At 63.7% G+C, this 18821-nt stretch carries 9 protein-coding genes and 1 CRISPR repeat array (1 of these 10 cut by a window edge); all 9 genes read right to left on the reverse strand.

The window, feature by feature from the left end; translation table 11 throughout:
* The 9 genes from cas6e to rpmB all read right to left on the reverse strand — a co-directional run bounded on the left by cas6e (nucleotide 1) and on the right by rpmB (nucleotide 8890).
* Entirely contained in the window at nucleotides 1-693 is a 693-nt protein-coding gene (gene cas6e / locus QQM37_RS09460) for a type I-E CRISPR-associated protein Cas6/Cse3/CasE (RefSeq protein WP_285726868.1), read from the reverse strand.
* A complete protein-coding gene (gene cas5e, locus QQM37_RS09465; RefSeq protein ID WP_285726870.1) occupies nucleotides 694-1434 on the reverse strand; it encodes a type I-E CRISPR-associated protein Cas5/CasD in 741 nt (246 codons plus the stop codon).
* The gene (cas7e, locus tag QQM37_RS09470; protein WP_285726872.1) at nucleotides 1431-2573 is read right to left on the reverse strand and encodes a type I-E CRISPR-associated protein Cas7/Cse4/CasC; all 1143 of its coding nucleotides are present in this window, start codon (nucleotides 2571-2573) and stop codon (nucleotides 1431-1433) included. Before cas7e ends, cas5e begins: the two co-directional genes overlap by 4 nt.
* 1 nt (nucleotide 2574) lies before the next feature.
* Nucleotides 2575-3267 carry a type I-E CRISPR-associated protein Cse2/CasB gene (gene casB, locus QQM37_RS09475; protein ID WP_285726874.1) on the reverse strand — a complete coding sequence of 231 codons (693 nt, stop codon included), beginning with the start codon at nucleotides 3265-3267 and terminating at the stop codon, nucleotides 2575-2577.
* Complete coding sequence (gene casA, locus QQM37_RS09480) at nucleotides 3264-4931, reverse strand: type I-E CRISPR-associated protein Cse1/CasA (RefSeq protein ID WP_285726876.1); 1668 nt, start codon at nucleotides 4929-4931, stop codon at nucleotides 3264-3266. Before casA ends, casB begins: the two co-directional genes overlap by 4 nt.
* On the reverse strand, nucleotides 4924-7827 hold the full coding sequence (gene cas3 / locus QQM37_RS09485; RefSeq protein WP_285726878.1) for a CRISPR-associated helicase Cas3': 2904 nt from the start codon (nucleotides 7825-7827) through the stop codon (nucleotides 4924-4926). Before cas3 ends, casA begins: the two co-directional genes overlap by 8 nt.
* Nucleotides 7828-8177: 350 nt before the next feature.
* On the reverse strand, nucleotides 8178-8483 hold the full coding sequence (gene rpsN / locus QQM37_RS09490) for a 30S ribosomal protein S14 (RefSeq protein ID WP_285726879.1): 306 nt from the start codon (nucleotides 8481-8483) through the stop codon (nucleotides 8178-8180).
* 3 nt (nucleotides 8484-8486) lie between these two features.
* Nucleotides 8487-8654: a 50S ribosomal protein L33 gene (rpmG, locus tag QQM37_RS09495; protein WP_003798558.1), complete on the reverse strand. Its 168-nt coding sequence runs from the start codon at nucleotides 8652-8654 to the stop codon at nucleotides 8487-8489.
* Nucleotides 8654-8890 (reverse strand): 50S ribosomal protein L28, encoded by a 237-nt coding sequence (gene rpmB, locus QQM37_RS09500; protein WP_285726881.1) that lies wholly within the window; start codon nucleotides 8888-8890, stop codon nucleotides 8654-8656. Before rpmB ends, rpmG begins: the two co-directional genes overlap by 1 nt.
* Before the next feature lie 643 nt (nucleotides 8891-9533).
* Nucleotides 9534-18821: direct repeats of the CRISPR family, unit length 29 nt; unit sequence GGGCTCATCCCCGCGGACGCGGGGAACAC (it continues 1236 nt past the right edge of the window).

Genomic DNA, 18821 nt, shown 5'->3' on the forward strand with positions numbered 1-18821 from the left:
TCACTCAGGGCCCCTGGACAGTGGGGCAAGCGTCATCAGGCCGCATCCGTACCCTTTGGCTCGCCCAATTCCGTCCATCAGACTGCGTCGCAACCTGGCTGCGTCCACCACGTCCAGAACCCCGTCAAACGTGGACACGGCGAGCGTGACCTGTTGGCCCTGGCGAAGAAACTTCCGCACACTGTCTTCTCGGATCTCAAACCGGTAGTCACCCGGGGTGGGCGGTTCCTCCGGGTCCAGCCCGTCGGCCAGCGGGATGGAAAAGCCCGAGCGCTCCGCTCGCGCCAAAAGCCACTCAAGCTGCTCGCTGGACGCTGACAATGGAATCACCTTGCCGCGCCCGCCTCCTGGAACCGCCAGGCTTTTGGTGGGATTCGCAGTCAGCCTGAAACCCCACCGTTGACCTTCAGCCAGGCCATCGAGAAATGAGTCGTAGGAGTGCGTCAACCAGGTCTCTGTGGTCGGCCAACCTGCTTGTTCCACCAGGTGGCTCAGGTCCGGTCGCGCGCCACTGACAATGTAGAGAAAGGCTTGATGTGCTTGAGAATCAACCCGCCACAGGACCCTGCCCACACCCTCAGCCTGCGGCTCTGCAAAACCGCTCAACACAGCAGCATGCATTGCCTGCGGCGAGGACAGTAGTTTGTAGGAGCCACGCCGTCGGGGATTAATCTGGAATCTCGTCAGGAACATTCAGATTCCTCCGGATAAAGCAGCCATCGGGTCGTGCTGGAGAAGCCCGTCTCGCGCTGCGCTGTCGTCACTCGTGTCAGGCGCATAAGCCTGGTTTGCCCTCGAGACCCTATAGGTCTTCACGCTCCTCCAGAGATACTGTCGGTTTTGCGGATCGAAGCTGAGCGGAACATCTCTGACCTCGACGCTCCTGGGAGTTCCAGGTTCCACATCTACAGTGATTTCCAGGGTGACAGAAGGTGCCCGGAGGTTCCGCTGGTACCAGCCTGCCGCCTGCCAAGGCTCCGCCTCTAGCACCTCTGCGAGCGAGCCCTCACGAATCTCGGGCCTAAAAGGCATTGCAGGAGGGCAGGATCGCCGCCCCAGATACAAAGGAAATTCCGGGTTCTTCAGGGCATACTCAAGGCCGCGAAGAAGCTCCGTGTTGTCACTCTCTATCCCCGCCAAAAACACGGCGTCGCCCAGGTAATACCTTTCAGACAGTGGCATAGAGACCTTGCCATCCAGAGTCCTTTCCGTTTGAAAATCACGCACCAAGCGTCCTGGCTGATCCGTCCGTACGCCAAATGTGAGTTCTAGCAGTTCGGTGATGGGGTCGGTGCGTCGAATACCCCTGGCTGCGGCCAATAGCCCGAGCACACCGCTCTTGCTGGGCATCTGGTCAGTGCCCCGTCGGGCAAAACGACTTGAGGTCCCCCAGGACTGCAACGGCCCTTTGAGAACAAAGGTGAGTACCGTCATGGCTGAGCCTTGAGCTGTTCTTCGACCACCGATCCCAGCTGGGTGACAAGTTCACTGAGCGGCACGCGGGGGCCCAAGGCATCCAGGGACTGCAGGGAATCAGACACTCGTGCCACCCACACCCGATCGGGTGCGACCAGTGAGCCATAGGCCTCCGACAGATCGCCGACGTACTTGGCAAGCTTCGCTGCTGCATTCTTCAGGTGGGGTGCGCTCACGGGCTCCTCGAAGGCACCCACCAGATTCACTGGTTGTGTTGACCGCACCGTGACAATGACCGCATCAGGCAAGGTCCGGTTACCGAACGTGTTCTGTTTCCCTGTGGGCATGGAGGTCACGAAAGAGTCGACAAACGCCTCGACGGCACGCTTTGTTGCCTCGACATCACCCAGATTGTCCATGAGGCGATTCGCGTCCACGGTGGCGTATCGATACAGCGTCGAAGAGTTGAACTCGACCGTTCCGATCATCCCTGCACCAGCATCCGCAGCATCGTCAGCCGCCTTGTGGTCGTCCACCGCGGTGTAGTAGTCGAACTCGTTGTCGACTTCATGAACACTCAAGGCATGAGCGACCTGCGAGGCAGCATCAACGTTGAGGTCGGTTGCATCTGCCACCATTCGGCCAAAGAGCGCGATGTCGACCGAGTGATTGAGGTCGAGTTTCTTCTTGAGCTCAAGCGACTTGAGGGTTGCCGCAAAGTCATCACTCGCTGCGGCCTCCAGCGCTGCCCCCGCCAGGTGATCGACCTGCAACGAGCTGAGGAACAGAAGGAACCCGGACTCGTCAGGACCCGCGGTCTGCCCCTTGGCTACCCGAGGAGGAGAGAGCTTTACTCCGGCTGATTCAAGGGTCTTTTTAGCGAGGTCCAGCGCAGCTTCTTTTTCGATGCCCGAATTCTTCTCATGAATCCGTTCCGCGAGCAGTTCCACGACTCGCTTGGTCCGCACCCCCAATTCCGAAGGGTTCAAGCGGGTCTTGAACCCGAGTCGGGTGGCACGCTTCCACGCCTGACTGGACACTCGCGCGCGCCGAGTGCCGCCGTAGACAGCGGTCTTAGGGCTTCCGTTGTCATCACGATTCAGGTTGCTCGGCGGAACCGTCTGCAGAACATTAATGTCAATGATGGTGCGAGTCATCTCAGTGATCCTCATTTCCAGGGTTCAGGTCAGGGTTATCGTGGTGCGAGTGCGGTTCTGGTTGTTCTGCGGGTTCGGACGCGGAACCAGTACCTAACCGGTAGAAATCAATTCCCCAACGGCGACGTACGAGCTTCGCCGTTTCAGGACGCTGGAGCAGATAGAGATCCACCGCAAACTGCCCATAGTCGAGGGGAATCTGTTCCTGTCGAAATTGCTGGATCAGGCCCCGGGCGTTGTACTCCAGGCCCTCAAAGGTTGATGCGGTGGCTAGCGCTTCAAATCGACGGACCACACCCTGATCGGACTTCTTCGCAGCACGGAGCATTCGGGCGGATCGTCCGAATGAATAACCAGCCCGATGTGCGGATCCGGATCGTTGAGACTGTTGGTGGGCCGCAAAAAGTGTCAACGCTGCATAAGCAGCCCGTTCTTCATCCGTCGGCTCCGTGGGGATGAACTTTCCGTCTGGAATTTCGTCGTAAAACGGCGCAACAGTCAGTCCGACAAGGTCCGCGTTCCAACCAATCCCGCGCCCGATGCCTCGTCGCATCCTGGCCAATTCGGAGACCGCCCCCGCTTCATTGGCCCGATAGGCTCTTTGTAGTTGGACCACCCGTGCTGTCACCAGCCGTCTCAGACGGTCAATCGGGCTTTCAGCGGTGGTCTGCTCTTTCGCGATCGAGACGCTCATGCTGCGCCTCCCTTCTTGATAGGTTCGATCGAACGCCCAAGCGCTGCGTCCAGTCCACGTCTGAAACGAAGCTCGGCCAATGGAACATTGAGGGTGGTGGCCCCGTCCCGCACCCGCCCTCTCCATGCGGCGGGGCTGGCCTGGTTAAGCAACTCCTCTGCAGAATTCCACATCAGCCTACGCACCAGCCCTCGCCACTCTTCGAGGCGTTCAGAGGGGTCGGTGTCTTCATTCAGACCGACAACCCAATCTCTGAACAATCGGTCCAGCTCATAGAAGGCGCTTTCATCCGCTCTCTTGCGGTCGCCAACACCTTCACCGCCCGCTGCCTGCGCAAGATCGCCGGCAAGGTTCTTCAGAGCAAGCACTGCCCCTTCGGCTGCCTCGACTGCAGACACCGCACACGCGGCGAGCGCAGGATTAGTTTCGCGGAGCAGCGCGATGGAGACATCGAGCCGGTCATCAACAATGTCCGAGACGACCGACGACTGAGCTCCATAGAGGACACCTACCGCATGTACCGATATCAGCTGGGAAGAGGGAAGATAGCCTTCTTTGAGCCGTGAAACCCATGAAATGACCCCGGGCACCAGCCCGGGAGCGGGGCCGGAGCCACCTTGCCCTACGGCCAGACCTGGAAGCAGCGCAGATAGTCCTCTCCAGAAGCTTCGCGACGGGTCATGTTCCTTCGGCATGTAAATAGTGCCGATGCCGTGCTTTTTTGTCTGAGGCTCGCTGAATCGCCATGCCGTCATAGGCTCAACATCAAAGAGATTCTGTGGCGTGAGCTTGTCGCCATTGCTGACCACGCAACTGGTGATCGTTCCGCCTGTGACCACCAGCCTTATCCGGCGACTCTGCCAGGTAAACAGATCCACCGGCCCCCTGGGCAGGCGTTGATAAAGGCCTGCGGTACCCCGCGGCGGCTGCCCTGCCAAATCTTCCTCAGCTGTGTGCGGAGAAAGCTCCCAGGGCGCTGCATCGTCATCGTCGTCATAGTTGATCTCATTCGGTTCGACGAGATTAAGCAATAGAGTTTCGTGAAGGTTATTTCCCTCCAGAGCGACGCCTCCCAGCAGACCGGCCCACGCCACTCCAAGCGGATACCCTTTGCCACCTTTGACTCGGCGATCGCCCACCGCGCCAGATTTGATGCCGGAGACGTCGTAGGCCTGCAGGTGGACCAGCCAGCGGGCGGCCTCCGCATAGCTCAGGCTCTCCAGCCCCACGCCAGCCCGCATGGAGAACAGCCTGTTGTTGGAGGGAACATCAAAAAGCAGCGTTGCTACCTCTTTGGTCTCATCCTTAGCTGTCCGCAGATCAGCGACCTGGAAAAAGGGAGTCTCCGGATGGAGCAGATCGAAACGTTCCCGGTACTGCTCCAGATGGGCCTTCACCTTGTCCAGAGGAACACCTTCCTCCCAGTAGCGCCCCCAATCGTCGGTCGAAAAATATTCATCCTTGAGGCTTCGATACGTGACTGCCAGCAGTAGCCGAAGAATCGAAAAGTCCTGAGTCGGCAGGTCCCCAGAAATCCGTTTGATGTCCCGCGCCCGTTCAAATACGTCCGTCAGCGACAGCTGCACCAAATCTCCGTTCACCAAACGGACCTGGATCCACGGCAGATCAATGAGGTTGAAGGTGTCCCCTGTGACTCTAGTCATTTGCCCCAACCTCTAATCCTCGCTCGGCGTTGTAGGACAGGGTATAAGAATCAAGGGTGGCCCGACCTGTCTGATCAAAAATTACGGCCAACTCACCTTTGAGCTCTCTGGATCCAGCCCATTGAGGAAAATCAAAGGCTCTCTCAAGATGAGATATAAGAGAATCGACCCGCCCTCCGCGACACATCCATCCAGGCAACGAAAGTGTCGATCCCAGGATCGCTCTACCCAGCCAGGGCTTGGGCGGAGCATCCAGCGGTAACGGGACACCTCCGTTTTCCTCCCACCAGGGAGGAGTCATCACCTGCTCAGATTCATCCCGGAACAACGCAATGACCTCAAGGCTCTCCTCAATATCTCGTACCGCCGCACCTGCCTTATTATCGGGGACCGACCCGACATCGGCCCCCATCCAGCCGATTAGGGTGGCCGCACTGTGCCTGACTTCCTTGAGGCAAAAGGTCTTGGCCTGAGCACGCTGGCCGTCAATGTGCGCTTGATAGTTCTGTTTCGAGGCGGTAAGAGCTTCATCCCAGCCAGGTCCACCCAGGGCTCCATCGCCGTAGACCTGCTGAACCAGCTCGGGGATGTCAGAGGGTAACGAAAGCGACGCCCGGTCCTCGAGAACCGCCAGAGTCCGGTAAGACACATAGGGCTGGTACACCTTGCTGAAACTCTTCTGAGGTTCCGGCGGTAACGCGTTCCAGTCGACGCCGCTCAGATAGAGCCGCGGTTGTCTGAGCTTCGCCGGCCGTTCTGCTTCGCCAACACCGCGTCGATGCCGGTGCAGGCGGCCAGCTCGCTGGAAGAGTAAATCGATCGGTGCGAGCTCAGCGATCATGACGTCAAAGTCGATATCCAACGATTGCTCAATCACCTGGGAGGCAATCACCACTGCCCGATGTGGCCGTCCGGTCGACCTCCTGGGTGAGCCAAACATGTCCAGAAGCAACGTGTCCTTCGAAGCCCTATCAGTGGCCAGGAACCTCGAGTGGGCGGTCACAATCTCACAGTCCGGCCAGCGAGCGAGTAGAACCTCCCTGAGATGGTCAGACGTCTCCTGCACCGCGCGAACAGTGTTGAGGATGACGGCAGCGCACCCGCCTTCCTCCAAGAGGTCGAGGAGAACGTCGCTGATCGACTCAGTACCTGGCACCAGCCTTTCCAGAGCTATCTCCAACTCCACGGCGCCATCCTCACGCTCCGGAAGAATAGCCCGCACCTGCTCTTGCTGATCGGTGCGCACTACCGAGGGATAGCCGAGATCAGGGCCAGCGGCTGCCTGAATCTTGCCTCGGTCCACCGAGCGCCGGATGCCTCGCGACCGCTGACGACCATCGTTGTAAGCAATAAGCATCTCCTGGCGCTTGTGCGTCGGCAGAGTAGCAGAAAGCAGAATTACCGGAACCTGGTAGGCACCTAACCAATGCAGCACGCGGCTCAGATAGACATTCATGAAGGAGTCATAGGCATGACATTCGTCGATGACCACCACTTTCCCAGCGAGCGCAAGGTGCCGAAGCATCACGTACTTGCTGCGCAGCGCCATGACCAGCCCTTGATCAACGGTACCCACCATGATGTTTGCTGAGGGGCCCAGCTTCCCAGTGAGCCACCGGTGTGCAATCAGCTCGTCGTCGACCCCGTCCTTGCTCCGAGGTGAGTTCCCGGCTGCCTCCTCCGTGATGGAGCGTACGAAGGCATCCTGAAGCATGCCTTGATACTGCTTATTGAGGCTGGATTTTCCGTGGCCGAGGAAAACGCTGCTGGGCTGGCCCTGCTCAAGAGCGCGAGCCCATTCAAGAACTCTGGAGAACATGCCGTTGGTGGTTGCCTGGGTGGGCAGGCCCAGATAAATACCGCCAAGACCAAATTTTGCGGCGAGAATTTCCGCTGCAGCGAGCGCTGCCTCGGTCTTCCCTGTTCCCATCTGCGCTTCAAGAATGAAAAGTTCTGGCTCTTCAGCCGCCTTAGCAGCCTCAATCAGCGCCGATTGAAGTTTTCGAGGCTTCGCGCCGTCAGGAAGTGAGAACCGAGCAGCGAACAATTCGTCCGTTTCCATCGGCGGGTCGGGCAACTGCCAGGGGCTGAGTGCGTCAAGGCGCTCCCAGGCCTCAGCCAGGCGCTGCACTGTATCCGCGTCCGCAGCTTCGCCGCGTTCCGCATAACTGAAGAGTTGCTCATTGCTGGCAATCCAGTCCGCAACGATGACGAGGGCACTGAGCAGGACGAGAGCGGTCTCCGGTAGGTCCACTCTCGACAGCTGATCCAAGTCGCCGTCCTGGAGATGGAGAGAGCGCGCTCGCTCCAGAAACTCGTTGCGCGTATTGAGCCACAGGCCATCGCCAATCAGCCATGAACGATCTTCAATCTGCTGGAGCAAGAGAGAAGATGGCGGCCTGCCGTGGTGAGCGGCGATGATTGAGGCAACGCTGGCGGCCCGTTGAGGTGGGCACCCATTCGATTGCACCAGCCAGTTGCGAACGGCGAAATAGCCCACGGACTCATGTCGGGCTTGCTTACGCTCTTCGGTGCCCCGGAGCGCGGGGTTCATCACGAACCCCGCCTGCTGCATATCCCCGCCAAGCTCCTCCGATTGGACCGCGAAGGCTGGGCTGGCTTTGCCGACATCGTGAATCGAGACGAGCCACGTGTATATCCGCTGGGCCAGCTCTTCATCGCCTCCGAGCGCCTCGACGATCAAACGCCTGACATTCAGCGGGACCCAATCGCTCCAGAGCATTGATGCCACCCCTGCGGCATCATCAAGGTGCTGGTAGAGAGGTAGCCAGGACACCTCTCCCGATTCAGGATCCCTGAAGCTCTTGGCCCACACCGAGCGTGCTGCATCACTGAGCTCATGGGAAAAGTTGTCAGTGGTACCCGGCAGACTCATGGAGAACTCCTTCATTGGAGGTGCACGTCTTGGCGTGGCCGAGCCCGGATAGGTAAGTATGAACCTCACAGGCTCGGCCACAGTCTCAGACTATCCGAAAATCCGTGGATGTGCCATGCACCTCAACTATCAAGTTACGGTCTGACTCAGAAAACCCCGCTATCGCGGGGAAAATTTCGGCCACTTCCCGTGCACTACAACGATCAATGGCTCATCCAGGCTGATCCGCCTAGCGACTCAAGCCTACCGGCATCCAATTTTCAAGTAGGCATACACACACAACGAGAAGGGCGGAGTCCAAAGACTCCGCCCTTCTCAACCCAAACTCAACCCAAAGTTTGGGGAAATATTTACCAGCTCGACTTGGTGACGCCGGGCAGCTCGCCACGGTGTGCCATATCGCGGAAACGAACACGCGAGATGCCGAACTTCTGGAAGGTGCCTCGGGGGCGCCCGTCGATCGCGTCGCGGTTACGCAGACGGATCGGGGAAGCGTTGCGGGGCAGCTTCTGCAGGCCCAGACGAGCCTCTTCGCGAGCCTCATCGGTCGAGTTGGGGTCAACCAGAGCCTTCTTCAGAGCGAGACGCTTCTCGGCGTAGCGCTCAACAATGACCTTGCGCTGCTCGTTGCGAGCAATCTTGGACTTCTTAGCCATCTCTTAGCGCTCCTCTCGGAATTCGACGTGCTGGCGAATCTTGGGATCGTACTTCTTCAGAACCAAACGGTCTGGGTCGTTACGACGGTTTTTACGGGTCACGTAGGTGTACCCGGTGCCCGCAGTGGACTTGAGCTTAATGATCGGACGTACGTCCTTGTCTTTTGCCATTAGAGCTTCACACCTCGAGCCAGGATGTCTGCAACGACGGCGTCAATACCGCGCACGTCGATGACTTTGATGCCACGCGCGGAAACCGTGAGCGTGACGTTACGGCGCAGGGACGGAACCCAGTAGCGCTTCTTTTGAATGTTCGGGTCGAACCGACGCTTGCTGCGACGGTGCGAGTGCGAAATGCTATGCCCGAAGCCCGGCTCAGCTCCAGTCACCTGGCAATGTGCTGCCATGATTTGCCTCCAGTTGTTGTTAAGGAATGCGCGCAGCAACGTCCAGCAATACCGGGGTTGATTCGGAATCGGCTGACTGTGGGATGGTGCAACCTGAGCCCCTGACTACCGATGGCCTTTGAAGGTCATCGGAGCGACTGCACAGTTCCACGCCACTGAGCGCCCCACAAGACTACCGGATGTGCTATAGGAGCGCCAATTGAGGCGGTTCGAGGAGACACTTCCCGTTCCCCCTTGCCTGCATCCCCTCCCAAAAGTTGAAGCCGACGACGTCAATATTCCTCCTTACGCTTGCGCTCAATCTCGTGCCTGCTGGTTATTGATGAGGGTCGTCCAGCAGACGCGAGGAGCACATTGTGAATTCGAGGAGTCGCAAGGATATCTCATGCGATTCATAAGCTTTTAGGTTCATCACCCATGCAGAGCACCCGCGGATCTCGAGTTCGCTGGAGAAGTGTCGGGCCACCCGGCAGAACCCTGTGTACCTCTTCCATAGGAGGTGCTGGTTCCTCCCCCAATCAGTGGAACCAGCACCTCCTATGGAATGTCTCAGGCTCTCCTAGCCTGCCCTCCCTTCACCTTGACGTACCTTGCAAATTCCTTCACCTAGGCCGTCCGGATGTGGGGAACACTGGCACCCAGCGGGCTCATCCCCGCGGACGCGGGGAACACTACTTGTGGCCTGGCGGCGCGTCTCCGATGTTGGGCTCATCCCCGCGGACGCGGGGAACACGAGAGCACATCTCCGCTCCGCCTACTGCTGGCGGGCTCATCCCCCCGGACGCGGGGACCACCCGCCTCCAGCGCACCGGAGGTTCGCGCGGATGGGCTCATCCCCGCGGACGCGGGGAACACCGGATCCGGCTACTGCACCGGCCGCGCAGCGTGGGCTCATCCCCGCGGACGCGGGGACCACCGGATCCGGCAACTGCTCCGGCCGCGCAGCGTGGGCTCATCCCCGCGGACGCGGGGACCACGAGAGCACATCTCCGCTCCGCCTACTGCTGGCGGGCTCATCCCCCCGGACGCGGGGAACACCCGACTCCAGCGCACCGGAGTATCGCGCGGAAGGGCTCATCCCCGCGGACGCGGGGAACACCGGATCCGGCAACTGCCCCGTCCGCGCAGCGTGGGCTCATCCCCGCGGACGCGGGGCACAAGGCCACCCTGACAGGCTGGTGCTGACCTCCGTGGGCTCATCCCCGCGGACGCGGGGAATACCCGATGAAGCATCCCGGCTAGTCGAACTGGCCGGGCTCATCCCCGCGGACGCGGGGAACACTTGTGGATCGTGACGCCCAGTAGGGGGGAATCGGGCTCATCCCCGCGGACGCGGGGAACACCGGAGCCGGCAACTGCTCCGGCCGCGCAGCGTGGGCTCATCCCCGCGGACGCGGGGAACACTGCCACCCTGACAGGCTGGTGATGACCTCCGTGGGCTCATCCCCGCGGACGCGGGGAACACCCGATGAAGCATCCCGGCTAGTCGAACTGGCCGGGCTCATCCCCGCGGACGCGGGGAACACTTGTGGATCGTGACGCCCAGTAGGGCGTCATCGGGCTCATCCCCGCGGACGCGGGGAACACCGGTTCGATTTCGCGGACCTTCTCCACGATCGGGGCTCATCCCCGCGGACGCGGGGAACACTCCCGAATTCGGTGGGGTCGGCGTTCACGGTCGGGCTCATCCCCGCGGACGCGGGGAACACATGACGGATCTGCAGCGCTATGCCAGCGGAGGGGGCTCATCCCCGCGGACGCGGGGAACACTCCTCGGTCTTTGGTGCCGTTGCGGGCCCGTCGGGCTCATCCCCGCGGACGCGGGGAACACCGGCTTTGGTGGCCATGCGGCGCAGTACTGCCGGGCTCATCCCCGCGGACGCGGGGAACACCTGGAGCCTCTCGCGCCGCGGCTGCCGAAGCTGGGCTCAGCCCCGCGGCCGCGGGGAACACGCCCGAATGCGGAGGGGGCGGCGATCACGGCCGGGCGCATCCCCGCGGACGCGGGGCACACGGGGCGCAGGCCCGGGGGGCGAGACCCCCCCGGGGCTCATCCCCGCGGCCGCGGGGACCACGACGACACTGCGTTGATCGCCGAGGAGACGATGGGCTCATCCCCGCGGACGCGGGGAACACGCGCTGCCTCCGATAAGTACGCCGCGCGCATGGGGCTCATCCCCGCGGACGCGGGGAACACGACGACACTGCGTTGATCGCCGAGGAGACGATGGGCTCATCCCCGCGGACGCGGGGAACACACCCGACAGATGGAAACCCATGGCGGAGTTTTCGGCTCATCCCCGCGGACGCGGGGAACACCAGGTTGCGGCTGCGGGACCGCCAAACCATGAGGGCTCATCCCCGCGGACGCGGGGAACACAGCTGTATTTGCCAGGAAACTTGTAGTCGAAAGGGCTCATCCCCGCGGACGCGGGGAACACGCTGACGCGGCGTCTGGTAAGGCATGGGGCGAGGGCTCATCCCCGCGGACGCGGGGAACACTGGAACCACACCGGGGCCGGAGCACCCCCGGTGGGCTCATCCCCGCGGACGCGGGGAACACATCAGTGCCTGGCTGACCTACATAGGGGCCCTGGGCTCATCCCCGCGGACGCGGGGAACACTGAGCTCTGACCCGCCTGGCGAGACCCCACCAGGGCTCATCCCCGCGGACGCGGGGAACACATCCTTGCTGGTGTCCAGGACGATGCATCAAAGGGCTCATCCCCGCGGACGCGGGGAACACACTGATCGGGCGGCGCGACGGGAATTCGTCTCGGGCTCATCCCCGCGGACGCGGGGAACACACCTGGAGAGGGAAAAACCGCGGAATCATGCGGGGCTCATCCCCGCGGAGGCGGGGAACACATACCCGACATGTCCGTGACCTCGGTGAGGCGGGGCTCATCCCCGCGGACGCGGGGAACACAGGTCACATTCAATCGAGGCCCGGGCGATGACCGGCTCATCCCCGCGGACGCAGGGAACACCGTGCAACCGTAGGCCGGGCACTCACCCGCTGGGGCTCATCCCCGCGGACGCGGGGAACACGGGGTGTCTAATCTTTCCGCGGCTGTGGGCCGGGGCTCATCCCCGCGGCCGCGGGGAACACAGGTCACATTCAATCGAGGCCCGGGCGATGCCCGGCTCATCCCCGCGGACGCAGGGAACACCGTGCCACCGTAGGCCGGGCACTCACCCGCTGGGGCTCATCCCCGCGGACGCGGGGAACACGGGGTGTCTAATCTTTCCGATGCTGTTGGCCGGGGCTCATCCCCGCGGACGCGGGGAACACACGACTATGACGCCGCATGGAATTTCCTCTACCGGCTCATCCCCGCGGACGCGGGGAACACGTTTTCCGGGATTTGGTGTCTGCTACCCGGAAGGGCTCATCCCCGCGGACGCGGGGAACACGTGACCAGAGGAACCGCACTCGCCACAGCCCTGGGCTCATCCCCGCGGACGCGGGGAACACACCAACACCGGGCCAGGCTTCGACCCTTACCCGGGCTCATCCCCGCGGACGCGGGGAACACCCATGATTCCGCGAGAGGCTTCACGTGTTCCAGGGCTCATCCCCGCGGACGCGGGGAACACTGCCGAGTGATCCGTCGAGTTTGTCGGTGACGGGGCTCATCCCCGCGGACGCGGGGAACACGAAAGGGTCCGCAATGACACCGGGCGGGCACCGGGCTCATCCCCGCGGACGCGGGGAACACAGGAGTGGCTGTTCCCGGCCGGGACGTTCGATGGGCTCATCCCCGCGGACGCGGGGAACACAGGGACAGGATCATCTATGGCGCCAGCCTCGTGGGCTCATCCCCGCGGACGCGGGGAACACGCCTCCACCGGGGGAGGAGTACTGACCGCCGCGGGCTCATCCCCGCGGACGCGGGGCACCCGTTCGGTGTCCCCCTGGTCGCGGTTCTTCGGGGGGCTCATCCCCGCGGACGCGGGGACCCCGTTCGGTGCCCTACTGGTCGCGGTTTTTCGCGGGGCTCATCCCCGCGGACGCGGGGACCACGCCTCCACCGTGGGAGGAGTACTGACCGCCGCGGGCTCATCCCCGCGGACGCGGGGAACACGTTCGGTGACCAACTGGTCCCGGTTTTTCGCGGGGCTCATCCCCGCGGACGCGGGGAACACTGATTTTTGGATGGTGGATTCTAACGGGACCGGGGCTCATCCCCGCGGACGCGGGGAACACAGTCGGTACAACCGTCGCTGGCCTTTCAGTCCGGGCTCATCCCCGCGGACGCGGGGAACACGAAAGTGCGAGCCATCCGGAATCCTGATTTTTGGGCTCATCCCCGCGGACGCGGGGAACACACCCGTCCTCGGGTAGCCCGGTGGTTCCGACAGGGCTCATCCCCGCGGACGCGGGGAACACACGACGGCCAGTTCCTTGAGTTCCAGGAACCTGGGCTCATCCCCGCGGACGCGGGGAACACCACGGTCGCTCGCATCAGCACAACGCCCGAGGGGGCTCATCCCCGCGGACGCGGGGAACACGATGCCTGCGCAGCCGCTAGGCGTTTTCCCACGGGCTCATCCCCGCGGACGCGGGGAACACTACCTGTGGTCACACCGGGGACAAGAGCAGCCGGGCTCATCCCCGCGGACGCGGGGAACACCCTGGGAGAGTATCGTCAACCGGTAGGACCGGCGGCTCATCCCCGCGGACGCGGGGAACACAGCCCAAGCGTCCCCGGGGACTGCCTAGGCCCGGGCTCATCCCCGCGGACGCGGGGAACACCGCGCGCTATCGCGCTCGTGGTCTTCATCCTCGGGCTCATCCCCGCGGACGCGGGGAACACGTCTATGCCGCCATCGGCCTGACGTACTGGCTGGGCTCATCCCCGCGGACGCGGGGAACACGGCAATTTCAACACGCCAGGAAAGTGCCCAGTGGGCTCATCCCCGCGGACGCGGGGAACACAGCGTATTCGAGGGCGAAAAGCAGGTTGCCGGGGGCTCATCCCCGCGGACGCGGGGAACACGGGGTGTCTAATCTTGCCGAGGCTGTTGGCCGGGGCTCATCCCCGCGGACGCGGGGCACACTATACGCCAAAAATCCCCTAGACTTCAAGGAACGGCTCATCCCCGCGGACGCGGGGAACACCGGGGATCTGCCAGGTCAACGGAGCCTTCGCGGGGCTCATCCCCGCGGACGCGGGGAACACGGGGTGTCTAATCTTTCCGATACTGTTGGCCGGGGCTCATCCCCGCGGACGCGGGGAACACTATACGCCAAAAATCCCCTAGAATTCAAGGAACGGCTCATCCCCGCGGACGCGGGGAACACCGGGGAACTGCCAGGTCAACGGAGCCTTCGCTGGGCTCATCCCCGCGGACGCGGGGAACACGGTTCGCATGCTGACGCCGACGGCCTGCCCAAGGGCTCATCCCCGCGGACGCGGGGAACACTTCCCTTTGATGCACCTGGTTGGTGAACCACTGGGCTCATCCCCGCGGACGCGGGGAACACACCGCCTGATTGAGGCGGGGGACCTGGCCACTGGGCTCATCCCCGCGGACGCGGGGAACACGGGTTGGTGGCAATCAGGGCGCCGAGGTCGCAGGGCTCATCCCCGCGGACGCGGGGAACACCAGACGCTGACGATCCATCCGAGACGTGCGACGGGCTCATCCCCGCGGACGCGGGGAACACGTGAGATAACAAACATTTTCGGTCTCCTACCGGGGCTCATCCCCGCGGACGCGGGGAACACACCACAGCGGCAGGTAAATCAGCGGAAGACGCGGGCTCATCCCCGCGGACGCGGGGAACACATCGCATGCCGGCCTTCCTGACCCGCGATGGAGGGCTCATCCCCGCGGACGCGGGGAACACATGGTGGCCTTCCATGCGGTGTCGTCGGCCGTGGGCTCATCCCCGCGGACGCGGGGAACACCCATCTGGAATGCATCAATTGATTTGAAAGTCAGGCTCATCCCCGCGGACGCGGGGAACACGGTATCCATGCGGTGGTGTAGGTCCAGAGTTGGGGCTCATCCCCGCGGACGCGGGGAACACGCTCGACGCCGGCCAACCCGGCCAAGGTGCCCAGGGCTCATCCCCGCGGACGCGGGGAACACCGAAAGCGGAGAAAGTTCTCCGTGGCTTGACGGGGCTCATCCCCGCGGACGCGGGCAACACGTCGGTGATGGATACTACGGCTTCCCAGTACTCGGCTCATCCCCGCGGACGCGGGGCACACCGAATGCGGAGCACGTTCTCCGTGGCATGACGGGGCTCATCCCCGCGGCCGCGGGGAACACGGTATCCCTGCGGTGGTGTAGGTCCAGAGTTGGGGCTCATCCCCGCGGACGCGGGGAACACCGAAAGCGGAGAAAGTTATCCGTGGCATGACGGGGCTCATCCCCGCGGACGCGGGGAACACGTCGGTGATGGATACTACGGCTTCCCATTACTCGGCTCATCCCCGCGGACGCGGGGAACACGGCGGTGATGGAGACTACGGCTACCCATTACTCGGCTCATCCCCGCGGACGCGGGGCACACCGAATGCGGAGCACGTTCTCCGTGGCATGACGGGGCTCATCCCCGCGGACGCGGGGCACACGTCGGTGTTGGATACTACGGCTGCCCATTACTCGGCTCAGCCCCGCGGACGCGGGGAACCCGGGGCCGTCCTCGGTGACCTTCACGCGCTCGGGGGCGCATCCCCGCGGACGCGGGGAACACTGTTTGCAACACGCGCAGTTGACGGCAGTGTGGGGCTCATCCCCGCGGACGCGGGGAACACGGGGCCGTCCTCGGTGACCTTCACGCGCTCGGGGGCTCATCCCCGCGGACGCGGGGAACACTGTTTGCAACACGCGCAGTTGACGGCAGTGTTGGGCTCATCCCCGCGGACGCGGGGAACACTCAGATAGTCGTCAGTAGATTTCACTGCTCTCCGGCTCATCCCCGCGGACGCGGGGAACACGGAGCCCTCGACGCTTAGATTCCGGCGCTGGTGGGCTCATCCCCGCGGACGCGGGGAACACGGGGGCGTGGTCCGTGACCTTCACGCGCTCGGGGGCTCATCCCCGCGGACGCGCGGAACACTGTTTGCAACACGCGCAGTTGACGGCAGTGTTGGGCTCCTCCCCGCGGACGCGGGGAACACTCAGATAGTCGTCCGTAGATTTCACTGCTCTCCGGCTCATCCCCGCGGACGCGGGGAACACCCAGCACGGGACCCTTTGAGTGCTGCGAGGGTGGGCTCATCCCCGCGGACGCGGGGAACACTGGGTCGCTTTCCGCGACCAGCTCGAAGACGACGGCTCATCCCCGCGGACGCGGGGAACACGTACCGGTGCCGTTGAGGAGCTGCTGCTCTTCCGGCTCATCCCCGCGGACGCGGGGAACACAGGAGCATGACCATGGCAACCACGCAGGCATTGGGCTCATCCCCGCGGACGCGGGGAACACCGTAGACCCAGGAGAAGACGATGACCACTTACCGGCTCATCCCCGCGGACGCGGGGAACACGTTTTCACTGACCCGGCCAGGCTGATTTCGCCGGGCTCATCCCCGCGGACGCGGGGAACACTCATCTCGCAGCCGCTCGTAGGACCGCCCATCCGGCTCATCCCCGCGGACGCGGGGAACACGGGTTCTGCCAAAACCCGCCCATGACCTGCACGGGCTCATCCCCGCGGACGCGGGGAACACGGCGTCGACGATGACGGATGGCACGTCGAGGAGGGCTCATCCCCGCGGACGCGGGGAACACCTCGCCGCAAACAAAGCGGCACTTGAGGAGCAGGGCTCATCCCCGCGGACGCGGGGAACACGTCTTCGGATCGGCGGTCGACTTCTTGCTGGAGGGCTCATCCCCGCGGACGCGGGGAACACCGGGTTTGAGTTCTTCGGTAATGGCTGCCATGGGGCTCATCCCCGCGGACGCGGGGAACACGCATGACGACGCTTCTCATCTGCACCAGCGGTGGGCTCATCCCCGCGGACGCGGGGAACACGCATTGATGCAGACGGCATGGTGCACGATGACGGGCTCATCCCCGCGGACGCGGGGAACACGCTGACGCGGCGTTCGATAGGGCATGGGGTGAGGGCTCATCCCCGCGGACGCGGGGAACACCTGACTGGTTGGCGCTCGACGGCCGTCCGCCAGGGCTCATCCCCGCGGACGCGGGGAACACGGGTTGGTGCCGGTCCCGTCGGCCACAAAATAGGGCTCATCCCCGCGGACGCGGGGAACACAGTCGAGCATGGCACTGGTCGAGTTCGACTGAGGGCTCATCCCCGCGGACGCGGGGAACACATAGGCCTTCTTGAGCACTTCGTTCCAGTCCTGGGCTCATCCCCGCGGACGCGGGGAACACGACCTCTCCACTCCGATGTCGTCCAGGCTATCGGGCTCATCCCCGCGGACGCGGGGAACACGTCCCGGGCCGAATGGTAGTCGGAGGATTCTTTGGGCTCATCCCCGCGGACGCGGGGAACACGTTGGTCGAACCAGGTATGGATTTCTTCGGTGGGGCTCATCCCCGCGGACGCGGGGAACACTAAAACGTTGACGGCGGAGCAGGCGCAGACCCGGGCTCATCCCCGCGGACGCGGGGAACACCCGAAGACTTTGCGGAAGACGGTGGCGACGTTGGGCTCATCCCCGCGGACGCGGGGAACACGGGGAGTGGTGCCCAGAAAATGACGTCCGTGAGGGCTCATCCCCGCGGACGCGGGGAACACGGGCAGGAGTTGGTCCGGCAGGCCCAGTTTCAGGGCTCATCCCCGCGGACGCGGGGAACACCCGCTGCAGCAGACTTCCGGCAAGAACTATTCGGGCTCATCCCCGCGGACGCGGGGAACACGGTGGCGACCGGAAGCTGCTCGGTGGCCAGGTGGGCTCATCCCCGCGGACGCGGGGAACACGCCGATGCGCAGACGGTGACGGCCCGGATGCTGGGCTCATCCCCGCGGACGCGGGGAACACCCCTTCAAAGCACCGAGGGCGTTGCCATACGCGGGCTCATCCCCGCGGACGCGGGGAACACTGCCTCCATTTTTGCGAGGCTTGCTGTTGTCGGGGCTCATCCCCGCGGACGCGGGGAACACCCCGGTGTCATCGTGAAAGTCGGTGCAGACCGGGGCTCATCCCCGCGGACGCGGGGAACACCGTTCCCGTACACCCGCTCCTAAGCGGGCCTAGGGCTCATCCCCGCGGACGCGGGGAACACCCATCCTCCTCGGTGACGCTTACGCCGAGATGGGGCTCATCCCCGCGGACGCGGGGAACACGCCGGGGCAAAAGAGGCCGCAATCCGGCACCGGGGCTCATCCCCGCGGACGCGGGGAACACCGACTCTTCTTGTTGTCCGGGTCAGGCTTTCGGGGCTCATCCCCGCGGACGCGGGGAACACGGTCGGTGCCAGGATTTGCACCCAGTCACCCTGGGCTCATCCCCGCGGACGCGGGGAACACACACTCACCATCCACGGCCACTCCAGGATCAACGGCTCATCCCCGCGGACGCGGGGAACACCTGGGCCACGGACCCGGTCCGGCAAATGCGCCGGGCTCATCCCCGCGGACGCGGGGAACACGCGGACCTGGAGGTATCAGATCCGGAGACGTTGGGCTCATCCCCGCGGACGCGGGGAACACCACGGGGGTGGTGGTCATTAGTGCTCCTTCAGTGGGCTCATCCCCGCGGACGCGGGGAACACGGTCTCCCCTGCCTCCAGGTCGCTGACGGGAACGGCTCATCCCCGCGGACGCGGGGAACACAGACGTGGAAAGCCTTGCAGGACGGCCCGCTGCGGCTCATCCCCGCGGACGCGGGGAACACTCAGCTTGTTTGATGCGAGCCCGGTAGGCTTCGGGCTCATCCCCGCGGCCGCGGGGAACACCCCGCATAAATGGCGAGCGGGGACTGCGAACCGGGCTCATCCCCG

It is taken from the genome of Psychromicrobium xiongbiense, assembly GCF_030271165.1.
GTDB lineage: Bacteria > Actinomycetota > Actinomycetes > Actinomycetales > Micrococcaceae > Renibacterium > Renibacterium xiongbiense.

Coding starts and splice junctions, on each gene's coding strand:
- cas5e (WP_285726870.1), bottom strand. CDS start 1,434: ATGACGGTACTCACCTTTGTTCTCAAAGGGCCGTTGCAGTCCTGGGGG.
- rpsN (WP_285726879.1), bottom strand. CDS start 8,483: ATGGCTAAGAAGTCCAAGATTGCTCGCAACGAGCAGCGCAAGGTCATT.
- cas7e (WP_285726872.1), bottom strand. CDS start 2,573: ATGACTCGCACCATCATTGACATTAATGTTCTGCAGACGGTTCCGCCG.
- rpmB (WP_285726881.1), bottom strand. CDS start 8,890: ATGGCAGCACATTGCCAGGTGACTGGAGCTGAGCCGGGCTTCGGGCAT.
- casB (WP_285726874.1), bottom strand. CDS start 3,267: ATGAGCGTCTCGATCGCGAAAGAGCAGACCACCGCTGAAAGCCCGATT.
- casA (WP_285726876.1), bottom strand. CDS start 4,931: ATGACTAGAGTCACAGGGGACACCTTCAACCTCATTGATCTGCCGTGG.
- cas3 (WP_285726878.1), bottom strand. CDS start 7,827: ATGAGTCTGCCGGGTACCACTGACAACTTTTCCCATGAGCTCAGTGAT.
- rpmG (WP_003798558.1), bottom strand. CDS start 8,654: ATGGCAAAAGACAAGGACGTACGTCCGATCATTAAGCTCAAGTCCACT.
- cas6e (WP_285726868.1), bottom strand. CDS start 693: ATGTTCCTGACGAGATTCCAGATTAATCCCCGACGGCGTGGCTCCTAC.